Genomic DNA, 21208 nt, shown 5'->3' on the forward strand with positions numbered 1-21208 from the left:
GGCGTGTCCATGCGCCTTCGACTTTCGCCACCAGCGTGCGCTTCGGTGTGCGGGCCCAGCCTCGCGGGTGTCGGTGGCGGGAGCTATCGTCGTCATCGCGCGGGTGACGTGCTCGCTGAACGGTGTGCTGCGAGGGCGACGGTGGGCCCGCCGACCCCGGTCGCAAGCCGCGGGCTTTCTCGCGGGAACACGACGCAGACGGAGAGGATCGACATGGGAAAGCGCAAGACTCCGGAGGAAAGAGCCGACGAGGAGCGCCGGTACGCGGGGGCGTCGACGGCGAGTTCCGATGACGAGTTCGAGCCGTTCTTCACCGATCCGAACCAGGCGATCCGCAACGTCGCCGCGCTGAATCCAGACGCCAGTGCCGCGGTGCTGGATCGTTTCGCCGACGACCGTTTCTGGAGCGTCAGGATCGCCGTGGCCGAGCATCCGTCGACCACGCGTGAGACGCTGTTACGCCTCCTGGAGACCGATCCGCGGCGGCGAGGCGTCGTGCATCACGCGGCACGTGAGCGGCTCGAAGCCGAGGGCGTTCGTTTCGACGAAGACGGGGGGATCGTCGCCGAGTGACGCCCGGACGCTGTCGTCGACCTACGTCATCGCGTGCGGTGTTACGCCCCGCTACGCCCCAGATCGCCCGCCCCCGCGGCATCCCGTAGCTTCATCTCACCAACCCCTCCGAAGGCAGGTGAAGCCATGTCCCGCACGATCTCGTCGACAGTCCACCCGATCCAGCGCTGCATGGCAGCCTCGAACCCTGCCGCGTGGTGGGACGGCCTCGTGATCGACGCCGACGGCGCGAAGGTGACCGTCGCGTTGCTGAACGGCACGACGGTAGAGCTGCGGGTCGTGGGACCCGCCGTCGACATTGCGGTGGGGGAGCCGGTCGCGTACCACCCGGTCGCGGAGCTGCTCAGCGCAGCCGCGATCACCACGACCGCGCGCGCCGCGTAGCCGAACGGCCGCCGACGAAACGTCAGCGGCCGCGCGAAGAAACTGAGCTCAGGCGCTCATCGAGGCCATCATGGCCTCGCACTTCATGACCATGTCGTCGCAGGCCATGGCGCAGTAGCGGCACATCTCGTCCATGTCGCCGTGCGCGCGGCATTCGGCGGCGCAGGCCTTGCCCATGGTCATGCAGGCGGTCATCATGGCGCTCATCACGTCCATGTTCATGCCCGCCGGACGCATCATCATGTGCATCGTCGCCTGAGCCATCTCGACCATGTTCGAGCACATGGCGCAGCACGTCGCCATGTCGGGGCCGTGCATCATGTCGCTGCCGGCGCACATCGCCGCGGCCATCGCGCACGCGTTCAGGGACTGCATGCATTCCTGCATGGCATCCATGTCCATGGTCATCTCGCCCATGTCCATCGACTTCATCATGGCCATCGTGTCCATTGCTTCTCCCGAGTGCTCGTTGTGACGGAGGGACCGGATGCCGCGGAGGGACTCCGGCGTACCGGCGATGCTACGCCCGGGGCGATGATCTGCGACACGGCTCTGAGGAGGTTCATCACCGGCGGCGGTGCGGTGGCCCCAACTCACCAGGCGCGACCTCGGAGGTCGACGGTTCCGTCCGGCCACGACGACGCGTCTCGGCCAACGGGGAGGATGAGCATCGGCTGGTCCGCGTCGTAGGTACGCGTACGTCCGTCGCGGCCGACGGAGCGCTCGACCGCGTTGATACGCAACCATCCGCACGAGCGATAGAACTCGACGACCTCTTCCCGGCATCCGAGGTAGCCGAACTCGATGCCGTCCGTCGTCGGAAGGGATGCCGCCAACTCCCGCATCAACCGTCGACCCATCCCGTGCCCGCGAGCGCGGACAGAGATCAGGACGCCGCCGACGCCCGCGATGGTCACCTCGCTGTCGCCGACGGCGATGACTCGGCGCTGCCACCCGACGTGGCCGATCAGGTCACCGGCTGACCTGGCGATCACGTGCACGTCGTGCGGTGCATATCCGTAGGGCAGTTCAGGGTTCCACGGGCCGAACTGGTCGGCGTACTCGTCGTCGAACAGCCGCCCTAACGTTTTGATGTCGTGCGCGGTCAGGGCAGCGTGGGGAACGACCTCGATGGTGTACGTCAATGGACCTCCTGGTCATGGCTCTGATGTTCCTGACCGCGGTGACGGTGCTGACGCTGTTGCGCCGCGGGGACCGTGATCGGAGCTCGAACGGGTGAAACCGTTCCCCGTCGGGGCGAGGTAGAGGCTCCCCGCGGGTGCGAGGTAAGCCGACGTTACCCGGTCGCTGAGGCCGACCCCCACCGGATGCCCGGTGACGGGCTCTGCGATACGGATCCTGGGACGGTCGCGACGGGGCTGCGGGGTGACACGTCGACCGAACTCGCACTCGGCGTCGGTGACCCCGCGAACGCGGTACTGTGCGGAAGCAACGACTCTCGGAGGAACCACGATGAGCATTGCCTTCCTGCTGACCACCCTCGTCGTGGTCGCCACCCCCGGTACCGGGGCCGTCTACTCCATCGCTGCCGGGCTTTCTCGCGGCACGAAGGCCGGCATCGTCGCCGCTTTCGGTTGCACTCTCGGCGTGATCCCGCACATGATCGCCGCGATCACGGGACTCGCCGCGATTCTGAACGCGTCGGCGATCGCGTTCCAGACGATCAAGTGGCTGGGGGTCGCCTACCTGCTGTACCTCGCCTGGCAGACCTTCCGCGACAAGTCTCTGATCGAGGTCGACGCGAGCGCGGAGCCCGTCTCGTTCTGGCGCGTGATCCGCACCGCCGTCTTGATCAACCTGCTCAACCCGAAACTCACGATCTTCTTCTTCGCCTTCCTGCCGCAGTTCGTTCCCGCAGGCGAAGCGGATGGCACGTGGCACATGGTGGGGCTGAGCCTCGTCTTCATGGCTCTGACGTTCGTCGTGTTCGCCTTGTACGGCGTGTTCGCGGCGACGATGCGCAATCAGGTGATCACTCGGCCGAAAGTCATGGCGTGGCTGCGCCGCACGTTCGCGGCCACCTATGTTCTGCTCGCGGGGCGCCTCGCCCTGGAGACGCGGTAGGAGTCGCCGCGACCGCCCGCTGCCGGGTCTACCGCCCGCCGGCGACCCGGATCGTCGCTTCTGTGACATACCCGGCATCCTCTGAAAGTAGCCACGCGACGGCCCCCGTCACCTCGGCCGCATCGCCGGGGCGCCCGAGAGGGATCGTCGACGCGAGCTTCTCGGGCCGATCGGGGTCGCGGTGGAACTCGGTTCGGATGATGCCCGGCTCGACGCAGTTCACACGGATCCCCAGGGGCGCGAGCTCCTTCGAGAGGCCGAGACTCAGTGCGCTGACGCCGGCTTTCGCCGCGGTGTAGTGCACGTACGTGTTCGGGCTTCCGAGGGTCGCTGCGGCGGAGCCGATGAACACGAGGGAGCCGCGGGTCTTCTCGAGATGGACGATCGACGCCTGGGCGGTCAGTACCGCGCCGAGGAGGTTCACGTCGATGTCGCGCCGCAGATCATCAGGCGTCAGTTCACGAAGGTCACCGACCGCTCGCACTGCTCCCGCAGAGGCGACGACACCCGTCAGCGGCCCCAGCTCCGCAGCGCTGTCGAAGAAGGCTGTCAGTGACGCGGCGTCGGTGACATCGACGTATGCAACGGATGCCGCTCCGCCGAGCTCTGCGACATCGGTGGCGACGGCGACCGCTGCATCGCGGTCTCTTCGGTACCCGATGACGACACCATGTCCCTCTGCTGCGAGCCGACGGGCCACGGCCGCTCCGATGCCGCGCGAAGCGCCCGTGATGGCGGTGACGTGCGCCGGCTGATCCATCTCTCCATCGTCGGCGCTGATGCCGCAAGACTCAACGGTCGACTCGCCACCGCGCTAGCGTGACCCCGTGGCAAGAGTCCTCATCACCGGAATGTCGGGCACCGGGAAGTCGACGGTGCTCGCCGAGCTGGCGCGTCGCGGGTATCGGACCGTCGACACCGATGACGACGGGTGGACCGACGGGAACGGCGGCCCGTGGGACGAGGCGCGCATGGCGGAATTGCTGACGACAGAAAGCACCGTCGTCGTCTCGGGAACGGTCGAGAACCAGGGCCGCTTCTACGATCGATTCCAGCACGTGGTGTTGTTGAGCGCGCCCGTCGACGTGCTGATCGCGCGGGTGCGTTCGCGGACGAACAACCCCTACGGCCATTCCCCGGAGCAGCAGGCGGAGATTCGGCGCTACGTCGATGAGGTCGAGCCGCTGCTTCGGCGCGGAGCCACGGTCGAGATGGATGCGCGGATGCCGGTGGACCGGCTCTCGGATGCCATCTCGCGTCTCGTAGGTGAATAACTCCGCGGTCGAGGCGAAGGCATTCTCTTCGGATTCCCGAAACGCTGAGAATGCGTTCCGTTCACCGCGGAAATCCGGGAGTTAGGGCACCCTAAAACCTGTCAATCTCGTTCTCAGCTTGCGCTCAGGAATGGCGATGTCGAAGGCTAAGAGCAACGAAGGGGAGTAGCTCCGGACCGCGCGCGGTCCGCGGCGATGTCGACATACTGGCGTTCACGACGATCGCCCGGCATCCCACCTCCACCGCACGGCGGTGAGGCGAGCGAGACCTTCGGCCCGCCCAGGCCGAAGCGTCGCTGTACCCGTCTTCGGTCGCGTCCGACCGGAGACCATCCATGCCTCGCGCGCTCATCCATCGCGTCGGCCTGTGCCTGCTCATCGCGGCACCCGCCGTCGTCTTCCGTCTATTCGGGTTCCACCCGAACGCCCTGCTCGACCTCGTCGTGTTCGGAGCGGCCGTCGTCGCGGCGAGCTTCCTCCTCGCCTGGGCGGCCGAGGCGGCGCAGAAAGACATCTCGGGGCCGCTCGCGATCGCGATCCTCGCGCTGATCGCGGTGCTCCCCGAGTACGCGGTCGACCTCTACTACGCCTTCCGCTCCGGATACGACCCGGCGTACGAGCAGTTCGCCGCGGCGAACATGACCGGCTCGAACCGCCTCCTGCTCGGCTTCGGCTGGCCGCTCGTCGTGATCGTGGCGCTGGCGGTCGCGAATCGCGCGGCCAAGCGCAAGAAGGCCGCGCGGGTGTCGTACCTGCAGCTGCCCGAGGAGTCCCGGCTCGACGTGGGCTTCCTCGCGGTGCTCGCCGTCGTCGCGTTCGCGATCCCGTTCTTCGGCCACATCCCCATCTGGTTCGGCCTCGTGCTGATCGCCGCGTTCGCGTTCTACCTCTGGCGCGCCAGCCAGGCCGAGAACGGAGAAGAAGAGCACTTCGTGGGGCCTGCGGCGCTCATCGCCGACATGCCGCGGCGACCCCGCCGCGTCACCGTGATCGCCCTGTTCGTCGTGGCGGCGGCCATCATCCTCGCCTGCGCCGAGCCCTTCGCCGAGGCACTCGTCGACTCCGGCTCGGCGCTGGGAATCGACAGCTATTTCCTCGTGCAGTGGCTGGCGCCTCTGGCATCCGAAGCTCCCGAGTTCATCATCGCCGTGATGTTCGCGCTGCGCGGCATGGGAGCGGCCGCGATCGGCACACTCATCGCGTCGAAGATCAACCAGTGGAGTCTGCTCGTCGGGTCGCTGCCGCTCGCGCACTTCTTCGGCGGCGGTGGGGGAGACCTTCCCCTCGATGCCCGACAGGTCGAGGAGTTCGTGCTCACCGGCTCGCAGACGGTCATGGGTGTGGCGATCATCATGGCGCTGCGGTTCCACTGGTGGTCGGCGGCGTCGCTCGCGGCCATCTTCGCGGTGCAGTTCTTCGTCACCGATACCGGGGGACGCTACGTCCTCTCGGGAGTGCAGATCGCGATCGCGATCGTCGCCCTCATCGTGCACCGACGCAGTGTGCTGCCGACCCTGGCGGCGCCGTTCCGACGACGGTTCGTGTCCGAGGCGCTTCCGGGCACGGAGCAGGGCTCGTCGGGGAAGTCGACGATGACCGGCCCGCAACCCACGAGCGTGTGACGGAGCGCGGCTGCCACGGCTCTCGGTCGCGAGGCCGGGGCAGTCGCTAGGCGATCCGCCGGAAACGGGGGCCGGAGTACCCGTCGCGCTCGACGTCACCGGTGAACATGTCGACGGGGCGCACCCAGTACGAGTAGTCGTCGTAGAGCTTGCGGTAGGAGACGAAGACCTCCTCGGTCTCGGAGTGCCTCGCCACCCCGAACACCTCGTAGCGCTGGCCTTTGAAGTGCTCGTAGATGCCCGGTTCGACTGTCATGCGGAGCGCTCTCTTTCGTGCGGATGCCACCTCAATCGTGCCAGGAAGGTGGGCTCGGGCATGTGCAATGCCGCAGAGTAGAGGAGTGGCAGGTGAGGCGGTCGAGCGGGGGGATCCGGGTCTGTGCGTCGCGGTGCGGGAGGCGTTCGAGGGTCTGCCGCCCGAGGCGCGTGTCGAGAGTCTCGAGGAACTCATCGTCGACGAGGCGAGAGCACTGGACGGGATCGAGAGATTCTCGGGTCTGCGTGATCTCGGACTCGAAGACACGGACGTCGCCGATATCCGCCCTCTTGCCGGGCTCAAGAACCTTGCTCGCCTGTGGCTGAACGGCACCCACGTCAGTGACCTCCGCCCGCTTTCCGGCCTGGGCTCGCTGACGTCGCTCGAGCTCGGCGACACCCCTGTCGCCGATCTGTCGCCGCTTCGATCGCTGACGCGCCTCGAGAAGCTCTGGCTGAGCGGCACGAGAATCACCGACGTCGAGCCGCTCCGGTCGCTGACGGGGTTGGTGACTCTGGGGTTGGCCGACGTCGCGGTCGCGGACTACCGCCCACTCGAGGCGCTCACGAACCTGCAGACGCTCGTCGTCTCGCGTTCGGCATCCGATTTCCTGGGGGCGCTCTCGACTCGTCCGGGGCTGGAGATCCGCGTCGTCGGCGACTGAAGTCGGAGCGGTCAGCCGCGGCGACCGACGCATCGCTCCCCGCCGCGGAGGCCACCGTCAGCCGCGCCGCGCCTTCCGTCGCGCCTTCTTCTCGTGGTTCCCGCAGGTGTTCATGTCGCACCAGCGGCGCGTGCGACCGCGACTCGTGTCGAAGAAGGCCGCGCGGCAGGTCGGCGAGGCGCAGAGGGCGAGCGCTCCGGAGCGCACGCCGGCAAGGATCTCGATCGCGTCGGCGGCCACGACCCCGAGGGCTGCGGAGACTGATGCCGGATCGCCCAGGACCCACCGCCGGTCGCCGTCGCGCGTCAGAGCGGCCACGGCACCGCCCCGCGCGGCGAACCCGTTGATCACCTCGACGGCGTCGCGCATCTACTTCGAGAGCCACCAGTCCCTCGACCCCGATCTCTGCGTGACGGTGCCCGCGGCTCTCACCACCTACCCGCATGACATCGAGAAGCATCCCCGGCCGTGGGCCGAGGAGCGCTTCCGCCGTATCGTGCGATGGCGAGCGCCCGAGTCCGGGGGCCACTTCCCGGCGCTGGAGATGCCGGATGCCTTCGTGCGCGACCTGCGGGAGGGGATGGCGGCCGTGCTTGCCGCGGGCTGAGAGCGAGATGCGTGCGGGGCTCGGTGATATCCGCGGCGGCGTCAGTCCGTCCGCGACTGCAGGTACTCGCAGAGGCGGCCGGTCGTCAGCAGTTCTTCACCGAGAGCGATGAGATGCCCGCCCGAGAGGGGGAATTCGCCCGACCGTTCCGTGAGGGCGGCGGTCCATTTCCGATCGCAGTCGACGTTCAGATAGATCGACGCGGGGCCGTGATTCAGGTGGACGGCGACGATTCCCGACTCGAGGTGCTCGGGGTCTTCCTGGGGGAGGACGTGCACGGTCGCGTGGGCGACATGGTCGGTCTTCTCGTAATCCGCGACCCATTCCGTGATTTCGGCGAAGGTGGGGCGCGTGCACGTCATGCGTCGAGACTAACGTCCTCGCGGCGCAATTCCGTCCTCTCGTGGCGATTCCTCGCGTCGGCGCACGCGGAAGCCGGTCTTCCCGCCGTGAGCCGTGACCCGCCATCATCGACTCCATGACCGACGCCCTCCCCGCGACCGACTTCGCCCACCTCCACCGTGCGATCGAGCTGTCGCAGCTCGCCCGCGAGCACGGCAACCACCCGTTCGGCGCGCTCCTCGTGACCGCCGAGGGGCGGGTCATCGAGGCCGAGAACACCGTGCTCGCCGAGCGCGACGTCACCGGCCACGCCGAGACGAACCTCGTGCGTCGCGTGTGGAGGGACCTGGATGCCGCCGAGTTGCCGGCATCCACTCTCTACACCTCGTGCGAACCCTGTGCGATGTGCTGTGGCGCGATCTTCTGGGCGGGGATCGGCCGTGTGGTCTACGCGCTGTCCGGGACCGGACTCATCGCCCTCGCCGGGCCGGAGGACGACGGCACTGCGCTCGACCTTCCCTCTCGCGAGGTCTTCGCGCACGGTACCCGCGCGATCGAGGTCTCGGGGCCGCACCTCGAGGAGGAGGCGGCGGAGGCGCATCGCGGTTTCTGGCGCTGAGGCCCGGCCTGGCCGAGCATCGGTGAGGCGCGGCTCGGGCTCCCCGCGCGGTGACCGGCGCTCAGGCTCCCTCGGGGAAGGCCAGCGCCCGCAACTGCTCGAACGTGTCACGGTGCTGCTCGCGCAGCGCCGCCCACCCCCTCGTCGGGTCGATCGTCTCGGGGGAGGGGACGGCGACGGCGAAGCCGTGCTGCGCGCGGGGAACCGACTCGCCGGGCAGGCGCAGCTCCTGGGTGAACGCCCCGGTGTCGGGGGCGAACGTCAGGGTGTGGGCGGCGATGTCGTCGTCCCAGTCCGCCGACGGCAGGGACATGAAGCTCACGCGGCGCGGCGGATCCAGCGGTGCGGTGGCCGAGACCCAGCATCCGTGGTGATCTTCGCCCGGGGAGAGGATCGTGTACGTCCCGCCCCGCCGATAGACCAGCAACGCTTCGGCGAACGGTTTGCCGGAGAACATCGCGGTGTAGAACAACGCCTGCGCGTAGATCGGCTCTCCGAGGGTCACGGTGACGGTCGATGTCTGCGGGGGCATGGGGCACCATTCTGTTTCGATAGGCGGGGCTTTCCATTCAAGAAGCGCGGGCCCCGCGGCGACAACGCGTGTCGCCGCGAGGACGCTCAGACCTCGCCCTGCGTCGGCTGAGAGCCCGCGGCCGGTCACGCCACCGCGCCGATGACACCCGTGATGAGGAGCGTGATCACCGTCGTCCACAGGACGATCGCCGCCGCCTGCCACGCGAGCACGCGCATCGGGGGAACACCGGTGGACGTGAGGGCCGCGGCCGTGAACTGCGTGGGCAGCAGCAGCGGTCCGAGCAGGCTCACGCCCGGCGTCCCGTACCGGTGGTAGGCGCGCTCGAACTTCTCGCGCCGGGCCGTGACCGGCTTCTCGGCGCCTCCGCGATGTGTGGTCACGGCGGTGCGGACGCGCGAGGTCGCCAGCACGACGATCGCCACGCAGATGAGGTTCCCGACCGCTCCAGCCAGAGCCGCAAAGACGGGGGGAATGCCGCCGATGATGCCGATCGCGGCCGCGCCCTCTCCCTCGATGAAGGGCACCGCGCCCGCCAGGGCGACGACGAGGGGCTGGACGAGATCGGGGACCCCGGCGACGAGGTTCTGGAAACCGAGGACGAGGTCAGAGACGGGGTTCGACATGGCTGCTCCGGGGGGATGAGGACCGCGGCTCTTCCGCGGTGATTCCATCCCAGCGAGAGCGGCCCGTCGGCGGCAGTGTCGCCGTGTCATGGCGAACCCGGAGGATGTCGGGCCGGACCCATGACGAATGTCACGGCCGTACAGTGGCCGGGGTGAGCACATCCCCCGCCGCGGCGTACGCCCGCGACGTACGCGTGACGTGGTGGTACACCGTCGTCTCGATCATGATGCTGCAGGTCTTCGGCCTGGTCATCTGGACGCTCGTGCTGGTTCTGAACGAGCCCGCGGCGACCACGGTGCTGTACCTGGTCGGAGCGGCCGGGTCGGTGGCATCCGCGATCCTCCTGCTCGTGCGCTACCGGCGCGAGCCGCTCGATGAGATCGACACACCGGTGCGGCCCGTGTGGCCCCTCGTACTCGCCGGCGTGGCGTCGGCCGCGCTCGCCGGTGCTGCCGCGGGGTCGCTGCTTCTCGGAGTGGTGCTTGCGGCGCAGGCGCTGTGTCTCGTGCGGTGGCGGGCCGGGGTCCGGCTCCGTCTCGTGGTGATGCTGACCCTCGTGGTCGCCGCGGGATGGGTGATCGAGGCCACGCGACTGAATCCCGAGGGATACGTCGCCCAGGTGCTCGGCATGGGGATCTTCATCGCGATGCTGCCGCCGCTGACGGCGACGTCGCTGTGGTGGTGGGACATCGTCCGCGAGCTCGACCGCGCCCGTCGCGCCGAGGGCCGCCTCGCCGCCGCTCAAGAGCGCCTGCGCCTGGCGAGCGATCTCCACGACCTGCAGGGACACCACCTCCAGGTCATCGCGCTGCAGCTGGAGCTCGCCGAGAAGATGATGGGACGCGACCCGGAGGCCGCCGTGGAGCAGGTGCGTGCGGCGCGGGCCAGCGTCGACGACGCACGGCGCGGCACCCGGGACCTCGCGGCGCGGTTCCGTGGGGTGCCCCTCCCCGACGAACTCGCCAACGCCGCCGATCTGCTGCGCGCCGCAGGCGTCACCGTCGAGCTCCTGGTCGACACCGAGGCCGGTCGCGCTCCGGCGGACGTGCTGGGGCCGGTGATCCGCGAGTCGACGACGAATGTGCTCAAGCACGGCGGTGGGGTGTCGGCATCCCTCTCCCTCGGTCGGCACCAGGGATCGTGGGTGCTGGTCGTCGAGAACGACGCGCGCGCCGCGGCGTCTCCGGTCGGGGACGGGGCGGGTCTCTCGGGGATCGCCGAGCGCGTCCGCACCGTCGGCGGAACGGTGGATGCCGCCCACGCGGGCGATCTGTTCCGCGTCACCGTTCGCGTGCCCGAGGAGGTGCCTGCATGATCCGTGTGCTCATCGCCGACGACGAAGACATGATCCGCACGGCGCTCGCCGCGCTCCTGCGCCTCGAACCCGATCTCGAGGTCGTCGGGGAGTGCCGCGACGGAGAGAGCGCCATCGCCGAAGCCGAGCGGCTGCGCCCCGACGTCTGCCTGCTCGACCTCGAGATGCCCGGGCTCGACGGCGTCGACACGGCCGGGCGGATCCTCCGCCGCGTCCCCTCGCGCTGCGTGATCGTCACGCGTCACGCGCGCCCCGGCGTCCTGCGGCGTGCGCTCGGGGCGGGTGTCGACGGCTTCCTGCCGAAATCGCGGCCCGCGGATGACGTGGCCGCGGTCATCCGCGAGGTCGCCGCCGGGCGACGCTACGTCGACCCCGAGATCGCCGCCGACGCGCTGAGCGACGAACGCAGCCCCCTCACCGATCGGGAGCTCGACGTGCTGCGGGCCGGGGCGCGGGGGGAGACGGTGGCGGAGATCGCCTCGGTGCTGCACCTGTCGGCGGGGACGGTGCGCAACCACGTGTCGTCGGTGCTGGGGAAGCTCGGGCTCGCGAGTCGGCAGCAGGCGACGATCCATGCGCGGGAGCGGGGGTGGATCTGAGACGGCGGTGTCGGCGCGCGACGATCACGCGCCGACACCGCGGATGTCAGGGCGAGACCAGGGACTGGTCGCGCACGCCGAGCTTCTGAGCGCTGTTCATGCTCGTTCCTTCGCCGACCATGGCCCAGTTCTCGCCGAGGAGGTAGCTCGTCGACCCGGTGACCTTCACGGCCTTCTGCGCCGCGAACCAGGACTCCGCCTCGGCAGGCGTGGCGAAGACAGCGATCGTCTGCATCGCCCCGTTCGGGCCGAGGCAGTCGATCGACGAGGTGGCAAGCGACAGGCGGGAGTCGACGGGGTTGGTGCACGTTCCTCCGGCGTCGACGAAGGCGGTCACGACCGCGGTCGCCTTTCACAGAGGCGGCCGTCCCCTCGCTCTGTATGCCGGGTACCCCGGTTCCCCTGAACGGAGGCCCGGTCGGCAGCGAAGAACACGCCCTTCCCCCGTCGACGTGGATGCCCCCGGATGGGCGGCCTCAGCCCGATGCTCGTGAGCCGGGGCGGTGATCTCGCGTTCGTTGCCGCGCGGGAGCCTCGCCCCGCACCGCGGGCCGTTGCCGATCGGGACGCAGCGAACCCGCACGTCCAGCGGCGGCGGCACCGATCTCGACCAGTTGGCCGGCGTCAGCGCCTGCGGGGCCGATCGTGCGATCGCGCGATTCGAAACAACCCTGCGGGGACGAGGTCGACCATGACCCACCGGGCGACGGGGGCCATGGCAAGCGCCCACAGGATGGACGCGGCGACGTCGGTGGGGTAGTGCACTCCGTCGCTGACGACGGCGAGTCCGATGGTGACGGTGGCTGCGGTACCCGCGATGAGGGGGAGAGCTGCCCATCGGGTGCCGCGCAGGAGGAACCAGAAGGCGATCGCGAGGGTGGCCACGAATGTGGTGTGCCCGCTGGGGAAAGACGCGTCCACCGGAGCCGGCGAGAACGGGTGGGCGAGGGCCAGGGCGTCCGGTCGTGGTCTGTCCACCACGAGCTTGATGACTTCGGTGGGGAGCCAGGTGAGCGCGACGACCCCTCCGAAGACGACCCCTGTGCGCAGAGACCGACGGACCACCGCGATCGAGGCGAGGATCACGAGCGTCAGGAGAGCGGACGGGACGGGTTCCAGAGAGAGGTAGATGACATTCGCCGTTCGCCCCCACGCGCCCGTGTGAGAAGCGTTGAGGGCTTCGACCACGGGCGCGTCGATCGGGGCGACGCGGAGGACGAGTCCCAGCGCGATGAGCGCCAACCCCGTGACGACGGCGGGCCAGATCACGTGGTGACCGTTTCGCGTGGGCTGGAGCAGAGCGCCCCGAGCCGGCGGTGCCGGCGTCCTCATTCGTCGACCCCCGGGAGACGTTCCGGTCGGAGCATGTGCGCAGCCTCCTCGATCGAACGCCGGTCACACCGGCCGGATCGGTACTCCGCCTGAATCGCCGTGGATCGCTGCGGAACGCCGAGCAGCATAACCTCCGGCCGGATGCCGATCCGGACAGGAAGGGAGAGGCCCCCGCAACGTGCACGGGGAGACGCTCAGCGGCCGGTCGCCCAGCTCCGCGCCCGCGCAAAGCTGTCGAGCGCGGCTTCGCGAAGTGCGGCGCTGCGCGCTCACACGGGAGCGGAAACCTCCCCGCGGTGTGCGATCAGGTCGACGAGACCGTCCGCCGGAGCGAAGCCTCGAACGTCTCGTTGATGTCAATCATCCGATCGCTCACCCCGAGCGTCGCGGCGAGGTCGCGCACCTTCACGTTGCCTCGCCTTTCTGGCGTTGCCCGACGACTCGTTCGTCGATGTGTGCCGACGTATCCGACCCTCGAGCTCCGCCCCTCCCGCGTTCGTGTGGTCTGGTCCGCGTTCCCTCTCCGCGCGGAGGATCTCAGATCACTGGGCGGGGCTGTCAGCCGACCAACACGCCTGCGGCGGGCGGACGGGGATGAAACCGCGAGGGCTCGGCATCCGGAACCCCTCCCATTGAAGGGGCAACCGTCGGGCGTTCTCACCCCCGTCCGGTAGGGTGGACGATTGGCGCAGATCTCTTGATATCGAGAGAGTTTCGCCTCCTCCCACCACCGATCGCCCAGCGAAGGATTGTCCGTGGATCTCTACGAGTACCAGGCACGTGATCTGTTCGAAAAGTACGAGGTGCCGGTGCTCGCCGGCATCATCGCCGACACCCCTGAGGAGGCGAAGGCGGCCGCGGAGAAGCTCGGTGGCGTCGTCGTCGTCAAGGCTCAGGTCAAGACCGGAGGCCGCGGCAAGGCCGGCGGTGTGAAGGTCGCGAAGAACCCCGACGAGGCATTCGAGGCGGCGCAGGCCATCCTCGGCCTCGACATCAAGGGCCACGTCGTCAAGCGCGTCATGGTCGCCGCCGGCGCCCGCATCGCCAAGGAGTTCTACTTCTCGGTGCTGCTCGACCGCTCGAACCGCTCCTACCTGTCGCTCTCGAGTGTCGAGGGCGGCATGGAGATCGAGGAGCTCGCCGTCGAGCGTCCCGACGCGCTCGCCCGCATCGAGGTCGACCCGATCGAGGGCATCACCCCCGAGAAGGCGCTCGAGATCGCTCGCGCCGCCAAGTTCGACGAGGAGCTCGCGCCCAAGGTCGCCGACGTCTTCGTCAAGCTCTACAACGTCTACAAGGGCGAGGACGCCACCCTCGTCGAGGTGAACCCCCTCATCCAGAGCGAGGACGGCGACATCATCGCCCTCGACGGCAAGGTCTCGCTCGACGAGAACGCCGGCTTCCGCCACCCCGACCACGAGGCGCTGGAAGACAAGGACGCGGCCGACCCGCTCGAGGCCAAGGCCAAGCAGCACGACCTCAACTACGTCAAGCTCGACGGCCAGGTCGGCATCATCGGTAACGGCGCGGGTCTGGTCATGTCGACCCTCGACGTCGTCGCGTACGCCGGCGAGAAGCACGGTGGCGTCAAGCCCGCGAACTTCCTCGACATCGGTGGCGGCGCCTCGGCGACCGTCATGGCCGCCGGCCTCGACGTCATCCTCGGCGACGAGCAGGTCAAGAGCGTCTTCGTCAACGTCTTCGGTGGCATCACCTCGTGCGTCGCCGTGGCCGAGGGCATCGTGAAGGCCCTCGAGATCCTCGGCGACACCGCGACCAAGCCGCTCGTCGTGCGCCTCGACGGCAACCAGGTCGAAGAGGGTCGTGAGATCCTCGCCGCCGCCAACCACCCGCTCGTCACCCTCGCCGCCGGTATGGACGAGGGCGCCGACAAGGCCGCCGAACTGGCCAACGCGTAAGGGATAGGGACAGAGAAATGTCGATCTACCTCAACAAGGACTCCAAGGTCATCGTCCAGGGCATCACCGGCGGCGAGGGCACCAAGCACACCGCCCTCATGCTCAAGGCCGGTACCCAGGTCGTCGGCGGCGTGAACGCCCGCAAGGCCGGCACCACCGTCTCGCACAAGGACGCGTCGGGCAACGACGTGGAGCTCCCCGTCTTCGCCTCGGTCGAAGAGGCCATGCGCGAGACCGGCGCCGACGTGTCGATCGCGTTCGTGCCCCCGGCCTTCACGAAGGACGCGATGGTCGAGGCCATCGACGCCGAGATCCCCCTCCTCGTCGTGATCACCGAGGGCGTGCCCGTCGGTGACACCGCCGAGGCGTGGGCGTACGCGAAGTCGAAGGGCGAGAAGACCCGCATCATCGGCCCGAACTGCCCCGGCATCATCACGCCCGGCGAGGCGCTCGTGGGCATCACCCCCGCGAACATCACCGGCAAGGGTCCGATCGGCCTCGTGTCGAAGTCGGGCACCCTGACGTACCAGATGATGTTCGAGCTGCGCGACCTCGGCTTCTCGACCGCCATCGGCATCGGCGGCGACCCGGTCATCGGCACCACGCACATCGACGCCCTCGCGGCGTTCGAGGCCGACCCCGAGACCAAGGCCATCGTCATGATCGGTGAGATCGGTGGAGACGCCGAAGAGCGCGCCGCCGCCTACATCGCCGAGAATGTCACCAAGCCCGTCGTCGGCTACGTCGCCGGCTTCACCGCCCCCGAGGGCAAGACCATGGGCCACGCCGGCGCCATCGTCTCCGGCTCGGCCGGTACCGCCCAGGCGAAGAAGGAGGCCCTCGAGGCCGCCGGCGTCAAGGTCGGCAAGACGCCGTCCGAGACCGCGTCGCTGATGCGCGAGATCATCGAAGCGCTCTGACGTTTCGCTTCTGAAGGGCCCGGATGCCATGGCATCCGGGCCCTTTCGCGTGTGCGGGGGCGTGCCGGGCGTCCGTCGGCCGCCGGGGGCCGGCGCGGGCCCCGTGCCGCGCCCGGCCCCGCGCCGCGCCCGGTCCCGCGCCCGGCCTGCCCGGCGCCGCGCCCGGCCTGGCCCCGCGCCGCGCCCGGTCCCGCGCCGCGCCCGGCCTGGCCCCGCGCCACGAGAACGCATGCGTTTGCCGAGGCCGTAGGGGATCGGCGTCCAACGGGTGCGGTCTGGGCGAACGGGTGCGGTTTCGGCGTCGGGGCCGCGCCGCGCGGTGCCTGGCCCCGCGCGCCCGGCCGCCGCGCGCGGCCCGGTGCCGCGCCCGGCCCGGCCCCCGCGCCCGGGCCCGCGCCGCGCCCCGTGCCGTGCCGCTCACGGCCAGACCGCATGCGTTTGCCGAGGCCGTAGGGGATAGGCGTCCAACGGGTGCGGTCTCGGTGAGGGAATGCGGTTTCGGTGGCGAGGCCGCCCCGGCGCGCCCGTCGCCCGGCCGCCGCGCGCGGCCCGCGCCGCCGCGGGCGGCCCGCGCCGCGGCGGCCCCGGCCCGTCCCGGCGGCGGTGACGAACACGGGGCCCGGATGCCGTGGCATCCGGGCCCCTGTCACGCGCCAGGCTCAGCCCAGCAGCGCCTCCACCGGGCCGCGGGCGAAGAAGATGACGAAGCCGGCGGCGACGATCCACAGCAGGGGGCTCACCCGGCGGGCGCGGCCGGAGAGCGCCTGGATGAGGACCCAGCTGACGAAGCCCGCGCCGATGCCGTTGGCGATCGAGTAGGTCAGGGGCATCACGGTCACGGTCAGGAAGACCGGGATGAGCACCGACAGGTCGCTCAGGTCGACGTGGCGGATCTGGCCCATCATCAGCGCGCCGACGATCACCAGCGCCGCGGCGGCGATCTCGGTCGGAACGATGCTGGTCAGCGGCGTGAAGAACATCGCGAGCAGGAACAGACCGCCCGTGACGACGTTCGCAAGGCCCGTGCGGGCGCCCTCGCCGATGCCGGAGCCCGACTCGATGAACACGGTGTTCGACGACGAGGAGGTCGCCCCACCCGCCACGGCGCCGATGCCCTCGATGACCAGCGCCGAGCGCAGGCGCGGGAACGTGCCGTCGGGGGCGGCGAGGCCCGCTTCGCGCGAGAGACCGGTCATCGTGCCCATCGCGTCGAAGAAGTTCGTGAACACGAGCGTGAAGACGAGCATGAGGGCGGCGAGCACGCCGATCCGGCCGAACGAGCCGACGAGGTCGACCTGGCCGACGAGCGACAGGTCGGGGAGGCTCACCCACTGGGCGGGCAGCTTCGGCACGCTGAGGCCCCAGCCGCCGGCGTTGCCGTCGGCCTTGGCGCCCAGGCCCGCAACCGCCTCGACGATCACGGCGATGACCGTGCCCGAGAGCAGGCCGATCAGCAGCGCGGCCTTGACCTTGCGCACCAGAAGCACCGCGGTGATGACGAGCGTGAGCACGAACAGGGCGGTCGGGATCGTGGCGATCGAGCCGCCGACTCCGAGGCCGACCGGGGGAGAGTTCAGCCCGGTCGAGGTGACGAGGCCGCTGTCGACGAAGCCGATGAAGGCGATGAAGAGGCCGATGCCGACGGTGATCGCTGTCTTGAGGGCGAGCGGCACGGCCTCGAAGATCATGCGCCGGAGGCCGGTCACGGCGAGCAGCACGATGATGAGTCCGTTGATGACGACGAGCCCCATGGCTTCGGGCCATGTCACCTCGCCGACGATGCCGACGGCGAGGAACGAGTTGATGCCGAGGCCCGCGGCGAACGCGAAGGGGAGGCGGGTGACAAGGCCGAACAGCATCGTCATGACGCCGGCCGTCAGCGCGGTCACGGCGGCGACCTGCGGGAAGCCGAGGGCGTTTCCCGCGACGTCGGGGGTTCCCGACAGGATGATCGGGTTCAGGATGACGATGTACGCCATCGTCACGAACGTGACCACACCGCCGCGGATCTCGGCACCGACGGTCGAGCCGCGGGCGGTGATCTCGAAGAAGCGGTCGAGGCCGTTCTTCGGTGCGGGGGCGGCCGTGGTCTCGGGAGCAGAAGCGCTCATGAAGGCTCCAAGAAACAGGGGAGGGGGAGGACCGGAGGGGAAGACGCCGACGTATCGTGGACGACATGTCGCTCTCAGGAGAGTATCTGCCCAGCACCAGCGAATGGGCCCGCCAGCAGGCCGAGACGTTCGAGGCCTCGGGAGGCCAGGAATCCGCCGAGCTGCGGGGCGTACCCATCATCGTCCTCACCACCGTCGGCGCCAAAACCGGTGGGCTCCGCAAGACCGCCCTCATGCGCGTCGAGCACGACGGGAAGTACGCGGTCGTGGCATCCAAGGGTGGCGCTCCCGAGCATCCCGCGTGGTTCTACAACCTCGTCAAGAACCCCCGCGTCGCCCTGCAGGACGGCGACGTGAAGAAGGAGTACGACGCGCACCAGGCCGAAGGCGCCGAGCGCGAGGCGTGGTGGGCGCGCGCCGCGGCCGTCTGGCCCGACTACGACGAGTACCAGAAGAAGACCGAGCGGCGCATCGAGCTGTTCGTGCTGGAGCCCGTCGACTGACCCCCCCCGGGCGCCCTCCGTCGAGTGTCCAAGAAACGCCGTGGCGGCGCACGCCCTCGCGGCGTTTCTTGGACACTCAAGGGGATGCGGGCCCGACCCGGAACCGCGCCGCGACCGACGAGGCGCCGAGCGGAGGGGCCCGGATGCCGCGGCATCCGGGCCCCTGCGAAGCTCAGCGTGCGCCGAGCAGGTGCTCGGTGGCGAGCTGCTGCAGACGGACGAAGCCGAAGCCCTTGCCACCGAGGTAGGCGTCGACGTCGAAGTCCTCGTACGCCGAGCGGTCGGCGAGGAGGTCGTCGTACGACTCGCCCTCGTTCAGGGTCGGCTGCGCGAGCTCGGCGACCTTGGCGGCCTCGAGCGCCTCCTGCACCTCGGGGTCGGCGCGGAAGGCCGCGGCGCGCTCCTTGAGCAGCAGGTAGGTGTTCATGTTGGCCGAGACGGAGTCCCAGACGCCGGTCTCGTCCTCGGTGCGCGAGGGCTTGTAGTCGAAGTGGCGGGGGCCGTCGTACGCGGGCACCCCGCCGGGGCCGCCGTTCTCGAGCAGGTCGACCAGCGCGAACGCGTTGTGCAGGTCGCCGTGGCCGAAGACGAGGTCCTGGTCGTACTTGATGCCGCGCTGACCGTTGAGGTCGATGTGGAAGAGCTTGCCGTGGTACAGCGCCTGGGCGATGCCGGCGGCGAAGTTCAGGCCCGCCATCTGCTCGTGGCCGACCTCGGGGTTCAGGCCCACGAGCTCGGGGCGCTCGAGCGAGTCGATGAACGCGATCGCGTGGCCGAGCGTCGGCAGCAGGATGTCGCCGCGGGGCTCGTTGGGCTTGGGCTCGATCGCGAAGCGGATGTCGTAGCCCTTGTCGGTGACGTAGTCCCCGAGCAGGTTGACGGCCTCGCGGTAGCGCTCGAGCGCCTGACGGATGTCTTTCGCGGAGTCGTACTCGGCGCCCTCGCGGCCGCCCCACATGACGAACGTCTTCGCGCCGAGCTCGGCGGCGAGGTCGAGGTTGCGCAGCACCTTGCGCAGGGCGAAGCGGCGCACCTGGCGGTCGTTCGAGGTGAAGCCCCCGTCCTTGAAGACGGGGGCCGAGAAGAGGTTGGTCGTGACCATCGGCGTCACGATGCCGGTGGCCTCCATCGCGCCCTTGAGGCGGTCGATCTGGGTCTGACGCTCGGCGTCGGTCGAGCCGAACGCGAAGAGGTCGTCGTCGTGGAACGTCAGGCCGTAGGCGCCGAGCTCGGCGAGCTTCTCGACGACGTGCACGACGTCGAGCGGCTTGCGGGTGGGACCGCCGAAGGGGTCGGTGCCGTTGTATCCGACGGTCCAGAGTCCGAACGAGAACTTGTCATCGCGGGTGGGGGTGGGCATTCCTGCTCCTTCGCATGGAGACGCACGAGTGCGCGGTGACGCACGGCGGGTTTGTTGGTTTTCACAACATATACCCCGGATGCCGCGGCGTCCAGCGCTCTGCTCAGATTCCCAGCGCGTCGTCGATGCGCGCGAACACCGCGGGGTCCCACGTCAGTGCGCGCTCCCACGGCAAGCCGAAAGCCTCGGCGAAGAAGATGCTGTGCACGTGGTCGGGGAACGAGTGCCGCACCACCTCGGGGAGCACCGCGGCGGGCACCTCGTCGGCCCGACCGCTCGTGAGCGAGACGAGTCCGTCGTGCGGCCACAGCTGCCGCGGTTCGTCGGCGGCCGCGAAGTAGCCCGCCCCGATCGCTGTCACCGGAATGCCGTCGAGCACGCCGGCCTGCCGTTCGTTCCAGCCCCGCAGGAACCGGCGCGACACCTCGTCTGCGGCACCCTGCGAGTTCGCGTCGGCATAGGGACGCGCCTCGGCGAAGATCTGCAGCGTCGCCGGGTCGCCGTGCGCGTCGTCCTCGGTGATCTCGTCGTCGAGGAGATCTCCCAGCACCGAACCGTCCCACGGGGTCCCGAGCGTCACGAGGTGCGCGACGCGGGGGCCGTCGTCGCCGAGCTCGCGGATCGCCGCGCGCGAGAACAGCCCGCCCATCGAGTGACCGACGAGGGCGACGCGACCGACGCCGTCGTTCGCGGCGAGGTGCCGAAGGAACCCGGCGAGCGCGACGCCCGCGTCGTCGACGCGGCCGACCGCGTTGATCGTCACCTCGGCCGGCAGCACGACGGGGACGTCTCCGAACCCCTGCCACCCGGCATCCTGCCGCACCTCTCCGACACCGATACGGGCGGGAGCGGTGAAGACGCGGATGCCGCGATCGAGGACGTGCGCACGCAGCGCGGTCATCGTGTTGCCCGCCGCCAGCCCCGACGCGGCGGCGTGCGCGGTGTCGGTGTAGGGCGTGACGGCGGCTCCGCCGGAGACGAGGACGACGGCATCGATCATGGCGTCAGGATACCGACGCGGACCGGCTCGATCAGCGCGGCAGCGCGTGCTCGATCGCGGCGACGACCTCGGGAGCGTCGGGGAGCGTCCGCGGGCTGAAACGCGTCACGCGACCGTCGGGCGAGACGACGAACTTCTCGAAGTTCCACGAGATGCGGCCGGTCTTGCCCTCGGCGTCCGGGGTCGTCGTGAGCTCCTTGTAGAGCGGGTGGGCGCCTCGGCCGTTGATCTTGACCTTCTCCGACATCGGGAAGGTCACACCCCACGTGGCGGAGCAGTACTCGGCGATCTTGTCCTCGTCGCTGAGCTCTTGCAGGAACTGGTTGCTGGGGAAGCCGATGACCGTGAACCCGCGGTCGGCGTACTTCTTGTGCAGCGCCTCGAGCGCTTCGTACTGCGGCGCGAGGCCGCACCGCGAAGCGACGTTCACGACGAGCGCCGCCTTGCCGGCGGTCAGGTCGCCGAAGGTCGTCTCTTCACCGCGGATGGTCGTGATCGGGATGCCGGAGAGGTCCATGGATCCATCCTGGCACCGCTCGATTTGCCTCGGGTGGGAATTCCGGT

General features: G+C 69.6%; 27 protein-coding genes. 13 read left to right on the plus strand and 14 right to left on the minus strand.

Annotation, left to right across the window (positions count from 1 at the left end):
- Nucleotides 1-213 precede the first annotated feature (213 nt).
- A complete protein-coding gene (locus NS220_RS09590) occupies nucleotides 214-573 on the plus strand; it encodes a hypothetical protein (RefSeq protein ID WP_058623852.1) in 360 nt (119 codons plus the stop codon).
- Between the two features lie 126 nt (nucleotides 574-699).
- Complete coding sequence (locus NS220_RS09595; RefSeq protein ID WP_058623853.1) at nucleotides 700-957, plus strand: hypothetical protein; 258 nt, start codon at nucleotides 700-702, stop codon at nucleotides 955-957.
- A gap of 48 nt (nucleotides 958-1005) precedes the next feature.
- On the opposite strand, the gene NS220_RS09600 is transcribed toward NS220_RS09595, so the two are convergent.
- A complete protein-coding gene (locus NS220_RS09600) occupies nucleotides 1006-1407 on the minus strand; it encodes a hypothetical protein (protein ID WP_058623854.1) in 402 nt (133 codons plus the stop codon).
- 143 nt (nucleotides 1408-1550) lie between these two features.
- Nucleotides 1551-2102, minus strand: a complete 552-nt coding sequence (locus NS220_RS09605) for a GNAT family N-acetyltransferase (protein ID WP_058623855.1) — start codon at nucleotides 2100-2102, stop codon at nucleotides 1551-1553.
- A gap of 328 nt (nucleotides 2103-2430) precedes the next feature.
- Between NS220_RS09605 and NS220_RS09610 the strand changes: the two genes are divergently transcribed.
- Nucleotides 2431-3042, plus strand: coding sequence for a LysE family translocator (locus NS220_RS09610; RefSeq protein ID WP_058623856.1), 612 nt, complete (start codon nucleotides 2431-2433; stop codon nucleotides 3040-3042).
- Between the two features lie 28 nt (nucleotides 3043-3070).
- On the opposite strand, the gene NS220_RS09615 is transcribed toward NS220_RS09610, so the two are convergent.
- Nucleotides 3071-3802 (minus strand): SDR family NAD(P)-dependent oxidoreductase, encoded by a 732-nt coding sequence (locus tag NS220_RS09615; protein ID WP_058623857.1) that lies wholly within the window; start codon nucleotides 3800-3802, stop codon nucleotides 3071-3073.
- A 67-nt stretch (nucleotides 3803-3869) separates the two neighbouring features.
- On the opposite strand from NS220_RS09615, the gene NS220_RS09620 reads away from it, so the two are divergent.
- Nucleotides 3870-4316 (plus strand): AAA family ATPase, encoded by a 447-nt coding sequence (locus NS220_RS09620; protein ID WP_058623858.1) that lies wholly within the window; start codon nucleotides 3870-3872, stop codon nucleotides 4314-4316.
- A gap of 335 nt (nucleotides 4317-4651) precedes the next feature.
- Nucleotides 4652-5938: a sodium:proton exchanger gene (locus tag NS220_RS09625; protein WP_081323092.1), complete on the plus strand. Its 1287-nt coding sequence runs from the start codon at nucleotides 4652-4654 to the stop codon at nucleotides 5936-5938.
- Nucleotides 5939-5984: 46 nt separating this feature from the next.
- Here the strand turns inward: NS220_RS09625 and NS220_RS09630 are convergent, their stop codons facing one another.
- The gene (locus NS220_RS09630) at nucleotides 5985-6194 is read right to left on the minus strand and encodes a DUF1653 domain-containing protein (protein WP_058623859.1); all 210 of its coding nucleotides are present in this window, start codon (nucleotides 6192-6194) and stop codon (nucleotides 5985-5987) included.
- 85 nt (nucleotides 6195-6279) lie between these two features.
- On the opposite strand from NS220_RS09630, the gene NS220_RS09635 reads away from it, so the two are divergent.
- Nucleotides 6280-6858, plus strand: coding sequence for a leucine-rich repeat domain-containing protein (locus NS220_RS09635; RefSeq protein WP_058623860.1), 579 nt, complete (start codon nucleotides 6280-6282; stop codon nucleotides 6856-6858).
- A 57-nt stretch (nucleotides 6859-6915) separates the two neighbouring features.
- Here the strand turns inward: NS220_RS09635 and NS220_RS09640 are convergent, their stop codons facing one another.
- Nucleotides 6916-7227 (minus strand): CGNR zinc finger domain-containing protein, encoded by a 312-nt coding sequence (locus tag NS220_RS09640; RefSeq protein WP_081323093.1) that lies wholly within the window; start codon nucleotides 7225-7227, stop codon nucleotides 6916-6918.
- On the opposite strand from NS220_RS09640, the gene NS220_RS09645 reads away from it, so the two are divergent.
- Complete coding sequence (locus NS220_RS09645) at nucleotides 7202-7465, plus strand: hypothetical protein (protein ID WP_058623861.1); 264 nt, start codon at nucleotides 7202-7204, stop codon at nucleotides 7463-7465. The genes NS220_RS09640 and NS220_RS09645 overlap by 26 nt on opposite strands.
- Nucleotides 7466-7506: 41 nt before the next feature.
- Here the strand turns inward: NS220_RS09645 and NS220_RS09650 are convergent, their stop codons facing one another.
- Complete coding sequence (locus NS220_RS09650) at nucleotides 7507-7827, minus strand: hypothetical protein (protein WP_058623862.1); 321 nt, start codon at nucleotides 7825-7827, stop codon at nucleotides 7507-7509.
- A gap of 116 nt (nucleotides 7828-7943) precedes the next feature.
- Between NS220_RS09650 and NS220_RS09655 the strand changes: the two genes are divergently transcribed.
- Nucleotides 7944-8426 (plus strand): nucleoside deaminase, encoded by a 483-nt coding sequence (locus NS220_RS09655; RefSeq protein WP_058623863.1) that lies wholly within the window; start codon nucleotides 7944-7946, stop codon nucleotides 8424-8426.
- A gap of 61 nt (nucleotides 8427-8487) precedes the next feature.
- Here NS220_RS09655 and NS220_RS09660 read toward each other — a convergent pair whose 3' ends face one another.
- Together NS220_RS09660 and NS220_RS09665 are read right to left on the minus strand one after the other, a co-directional pair.
- A complete protein-coding gene (locus NS220_RS09660; RefSeq protein ID WP_058623864.1) occupies nucleotides 8488-8958 on the minus strand; it encodes a hypothetical protein in 471 nt (156 codons plus the stop codon).
- Between the two features lie 125 nt (nucleotides 8959-9083).
- On the minus strand, nucleotides 9084-9584 hold the full coding sequence (locus tag NS220_RS09665; protein ID WP_058623865.1) for a hypothetical protein: 501 nt from the start codon (nucleotides 9582-9584) through the stop codon (nucleotides 9084-9086).
- 152 nt (nucleotides 9585-9736) lie between these two features.
- On the opposite strand from NS220_RS09665, the gene NS220_RS09670 reads away from it, so the two are divergent.
- Nucleotides 9737-10900, plus strand: a complete 1164-nt coding sequence (locus tag NS220_RS09670; protein WP_242864585.1) for a sensor histidine kinase — start codon at nucleotides 9737-9739, stop codon at nucleotides 10898-10900.
- Nucleotides 10897-11499, plus strand: coding sequence for a response regulator transcription factor (locus tag NS220_RS09675; RefSeq protein WP_058623867.1), 603 nt, complete (start codon nucleotides 10897-10899; stop codon nucleotides 11497-11499). The genes NS220_RS09670 and NS220_RS09675 overlap by 4 nt, the downstream gene beginning before the upstream one ends.
- A 46-nt stretch (nucleotides 11500-11545) precedes the next feature.
- Here NS220_RS09675 and NS220_RS09680 read toward each other — a convergent pair whose 3' ends face one another.
- Both NS220_RS09680 and NS220_RS09685 read right to left on the minus strand, forming a co-directional pair.
- Nucleotides 11546-11836 carry a hypothetical protein gene (locus NS220_RS09680; RefSeq protein WP_058623868.1) on the minus strand — a complete coding sequence of 97 codons (291 nt, stop codon included), beginning with the start codon at nucleotides 11834-11836 and terminating at the stop codon, nucleotides 11546-11548.
- A gap of 287 nt (nucleotides 11837-12123) precedes the next feature.
- A complete protein-coding gene (locus NS220_RS09685) occupies nucleotides 12124-12768 on the minus strand; it encodes a phosphatase PAP2 family protein (RefSeq protein WP_058623869.1) in 645 nt (214 codons plus the stop codon).
- Nucleotides 12769-13586: 818 nt separating this feature from the next.
- On the opposite strand from NS220_RS09685, the gene sucC reads away from it, so the two are divergent.
- Both sucC and sucD read left to right on the plus strand, forming a co-directional pair.
- Nucleotides 13587-14750, plus strand: coding sequence for an ADP-forming succinate--CoA ligase subunit beta (gene sucC, locus NS220_RS09690; RefSeq protein ID WP_058623870.1), 1164 nt, complete (start codon nucleotides 13587-13589; stop codon nucleotides 14748-14750).
- A 17-nt stretch (nucleotides 14751-14767) separates the two neighbouring features.
- A complete protein-coding gene (gene sucD, locus NS220_RS09695) occupies nucleotides 14768-15670 on the plus strand; it encodes a succinate--CoA ligase subunit alpha (RefSeq protein ID WP_058623871.1) in 903 nt (300 codons plus the stop codon).
- Between the two features lie 659 nt (nucleotides 15671-16329).
- Here the strand turns inward: sucD and NS220_RS09700 are convergent.
- Nucleotides 16330-17781 carry an NCS2 family permease gene (locus NS220_RS09700; protein WP_058623872.1) on the minus strand — a complete coding sequence of 484 codons (1452 nt, stop codon included), beginning with the start codon at nucleotides 17779-17781 and terminating at the stop codon, nucleotides 16330-16332.
- A 65-nt stretch (nucleotides 17782-17846) separates the two neighbouring features.
- Between NS220_RS09700 and NS220_RS09705 the strand changes: the two genes are divergently transcribed.
- Nucleotides 17847-18284 (plus strand): nitroreductase family deazaflavin-dependent oxidoreductase, encoded by a 438-nt coding sequence (locus NS220_RS09705; protein ID WP_058623883.1) that lies wholly within the window; start codon nucleotides 17847-17849, stop codon nucleotides 18282-18284.
- A 172-nt stretch (nucleotides 18285-18456) separates the two neighbouring features.
- Here the strand turns inward: NS220_RS09705 and xylA are convergent, their stop codons facing one another.
- The 3 genes from xylA to NS220_RS09720 all read right to left on the minus strand — a co-directional run bounded on the left by xylA (nucleotide 18457) and on the right by NS220_RS09720 (nucleotide 21161).
- Nucleotides 18457-19644, minus strand: coding sequence for a xylose isomerase (xylA, locus tag NS220_RS09710; RefSeq protein WP_058623873.1), 1188 nt, complete (start codon nucleotides 19642-19644; stop codon nucleotides 18457-18459).
- A 103-nt stretch (nucleotides 19645-19747) separates the two neighbouring features.
- Nucleotides 19748-20644, minus strand: a complete 897-nt coding sequence (locus NS220_RS09715; RefSeq protein WP_058623874.1) for an esterase/lipase family protein — start codon at nucleotides 20642-20644, stop codon at nucleotides 19748-19750.
- 31 nt (nucleotides 20645-20675) lie between these two features.
- Nucleotides 20676-21161 carry a glutathione peroxidase gene (locus NS220_RS09720; protein WP_058623875.1) on the minus strand — a complete coding sequence of 162 codons (486 nt, stop codon included), beginning with the start codon at nucleotides 21159-21161 and terminating at the stop codon, nucleotides 20676-20678.
- Nucleotides 21162-21208: the final 47 nt, after the last annotated feature.

The organism is Microbacterium testaceum (assembly GCF_001476655.1).
GTDB lineage: Bacteria > Actinomycetota > Actinomycetes > Actinomycetales > Microbacteriaceae > Microbacterium > Microbacterium testaceum_C.

Bases quoted from the DNA above. Each gene is read 5' to 3' on its own strand.
- NS220_RS09650 (WP_058623862.1), bottom strand. From the start codon at position 7,827: ATGACGTGCACGCGCCCCACCTTCGCCGAAATCACGGAATGGGTCGCG.
- NS220_RS09595 (WP_058623853.1), top strand. From the start codon at position 700: ATGTCCCGCACGATCTCGTCGACAGTCCACCCGATCCAGCGCTGCATG.
- NS220_RS09640 (WP_081323093.1), bottom strand. From the start codon at position 7,227: ATGCGCGACGCCGTCGAGGTGATCAACGGGTTCGCCGCGCGGGGCGGT.
- NS220_RS09700 (WP_058623872.1), bottom strand. From the start codon at position 17,781: ATGAGCGCTTCTGCTCCCGAGACCACGGCCGCCCCCGCACCGAAGAAC.
- NS220_RS09705 (WP_058623883.1), top strand. From the start codon at position 17,847: ATGTCGCTCTCAGGAGAGTATCTGCCCAGCACCAGCGAATGGGCCCGC.
- NS220_RS09655 (WP_058623863.1), top strand. From the start codon at position 7,944: ATGACCGACGCCCTCCCCGCGACCGACTTCGCCCACCTCCACCGTGCG.
- NS220_RS09715 (WP_058623874.1), bottom strand. From the start codon at position 20,644: ATGATCGATGCCGTCGTCCTCGTCTCCGGCGGAGCCGCCGTCACGCCC.
- NS220_RS09720 (WP_058623875.1), bottom strand. From the start codon at position 21,161: ATGGACCTCTCCGGCATCCCGATCACGACCATCCGCGGTGAAGAGACG.
- NS220_RS09625 (WP_081323092.1), top strand. From the start codon at position 4,652: ATGCCTCGCGCGCTCATCCATCGCGTCGGCCTGTGCCTGCTCATCGCG.
- NS220_RS09660 (WP_058623864.1), bottom strand. From the start codon at position 8,958: ATGCCCCCGCAGACATCGACCGTCACCGTGACCCTCGGAGAGCCGATC.
- NS220_RS09615 (WP_058623857.1), bottom strand. From the start codon at position 3,802: ATGGATCAGCCGGCGCACGTCACCGCCATCACGGGCGCTTCGCGCGGC.
- NS220_RS09610 (WP_058623856.1), top strand. From the start codon at position 2,431: ATGAGCATTGCCTTCCTGCTGACCACCCTCGTCGTGGTCGCCACCCCC.
- xylA (WP_058623873.1), bottom strand. From the start codon at position 19,644: ATGCCCACCCCCACCCGCGATGACAAGTTCTCGTTCGGACTCTGGACC.
- NS220_RS09675 (WP_058623867.1), top strand. From the start codon at position 10,897: ATGATCCGTGTGCTCATCGCCGACGACGAAGACATGATCCGCACGGCG.
- NS220_RS09590 (WP_058623852.1), top strand. From the start codon at position 214: ATGGGAAAGCGCAAGACTCCGGAGGAAAGAGCCGACGAGGAGCGCCGG.
- NS220_RS09630 (WP_058623859.1), bottom strand. From the start codon at position 6,194: ATGACAGTCGAACCGGGCATCTACGAGCACTTCAAAGGCCAGCGCTAC.
- NS220_RS09665 (WP_058623865.1), bottom strand. From the start codon at position 9,584: ATGTCGAACCCCGTCTCTGACCTCGTCCTCGGTTTCCAGAACCTCGTC.
- NS220_RS09600 (WP_058623854.1), bottom strand. From the start codon at position 1,407: ATGGACACGATGGCCATGATGAAGTCGATGGACATGGGCGAGATGACC.
- sucD (WP_058623871.1), top strand. From the start codon at position 14,768: ATGTCGATCTACCTCAACAAGGACTCCAAGGTCATCGTCCAGGGCATC.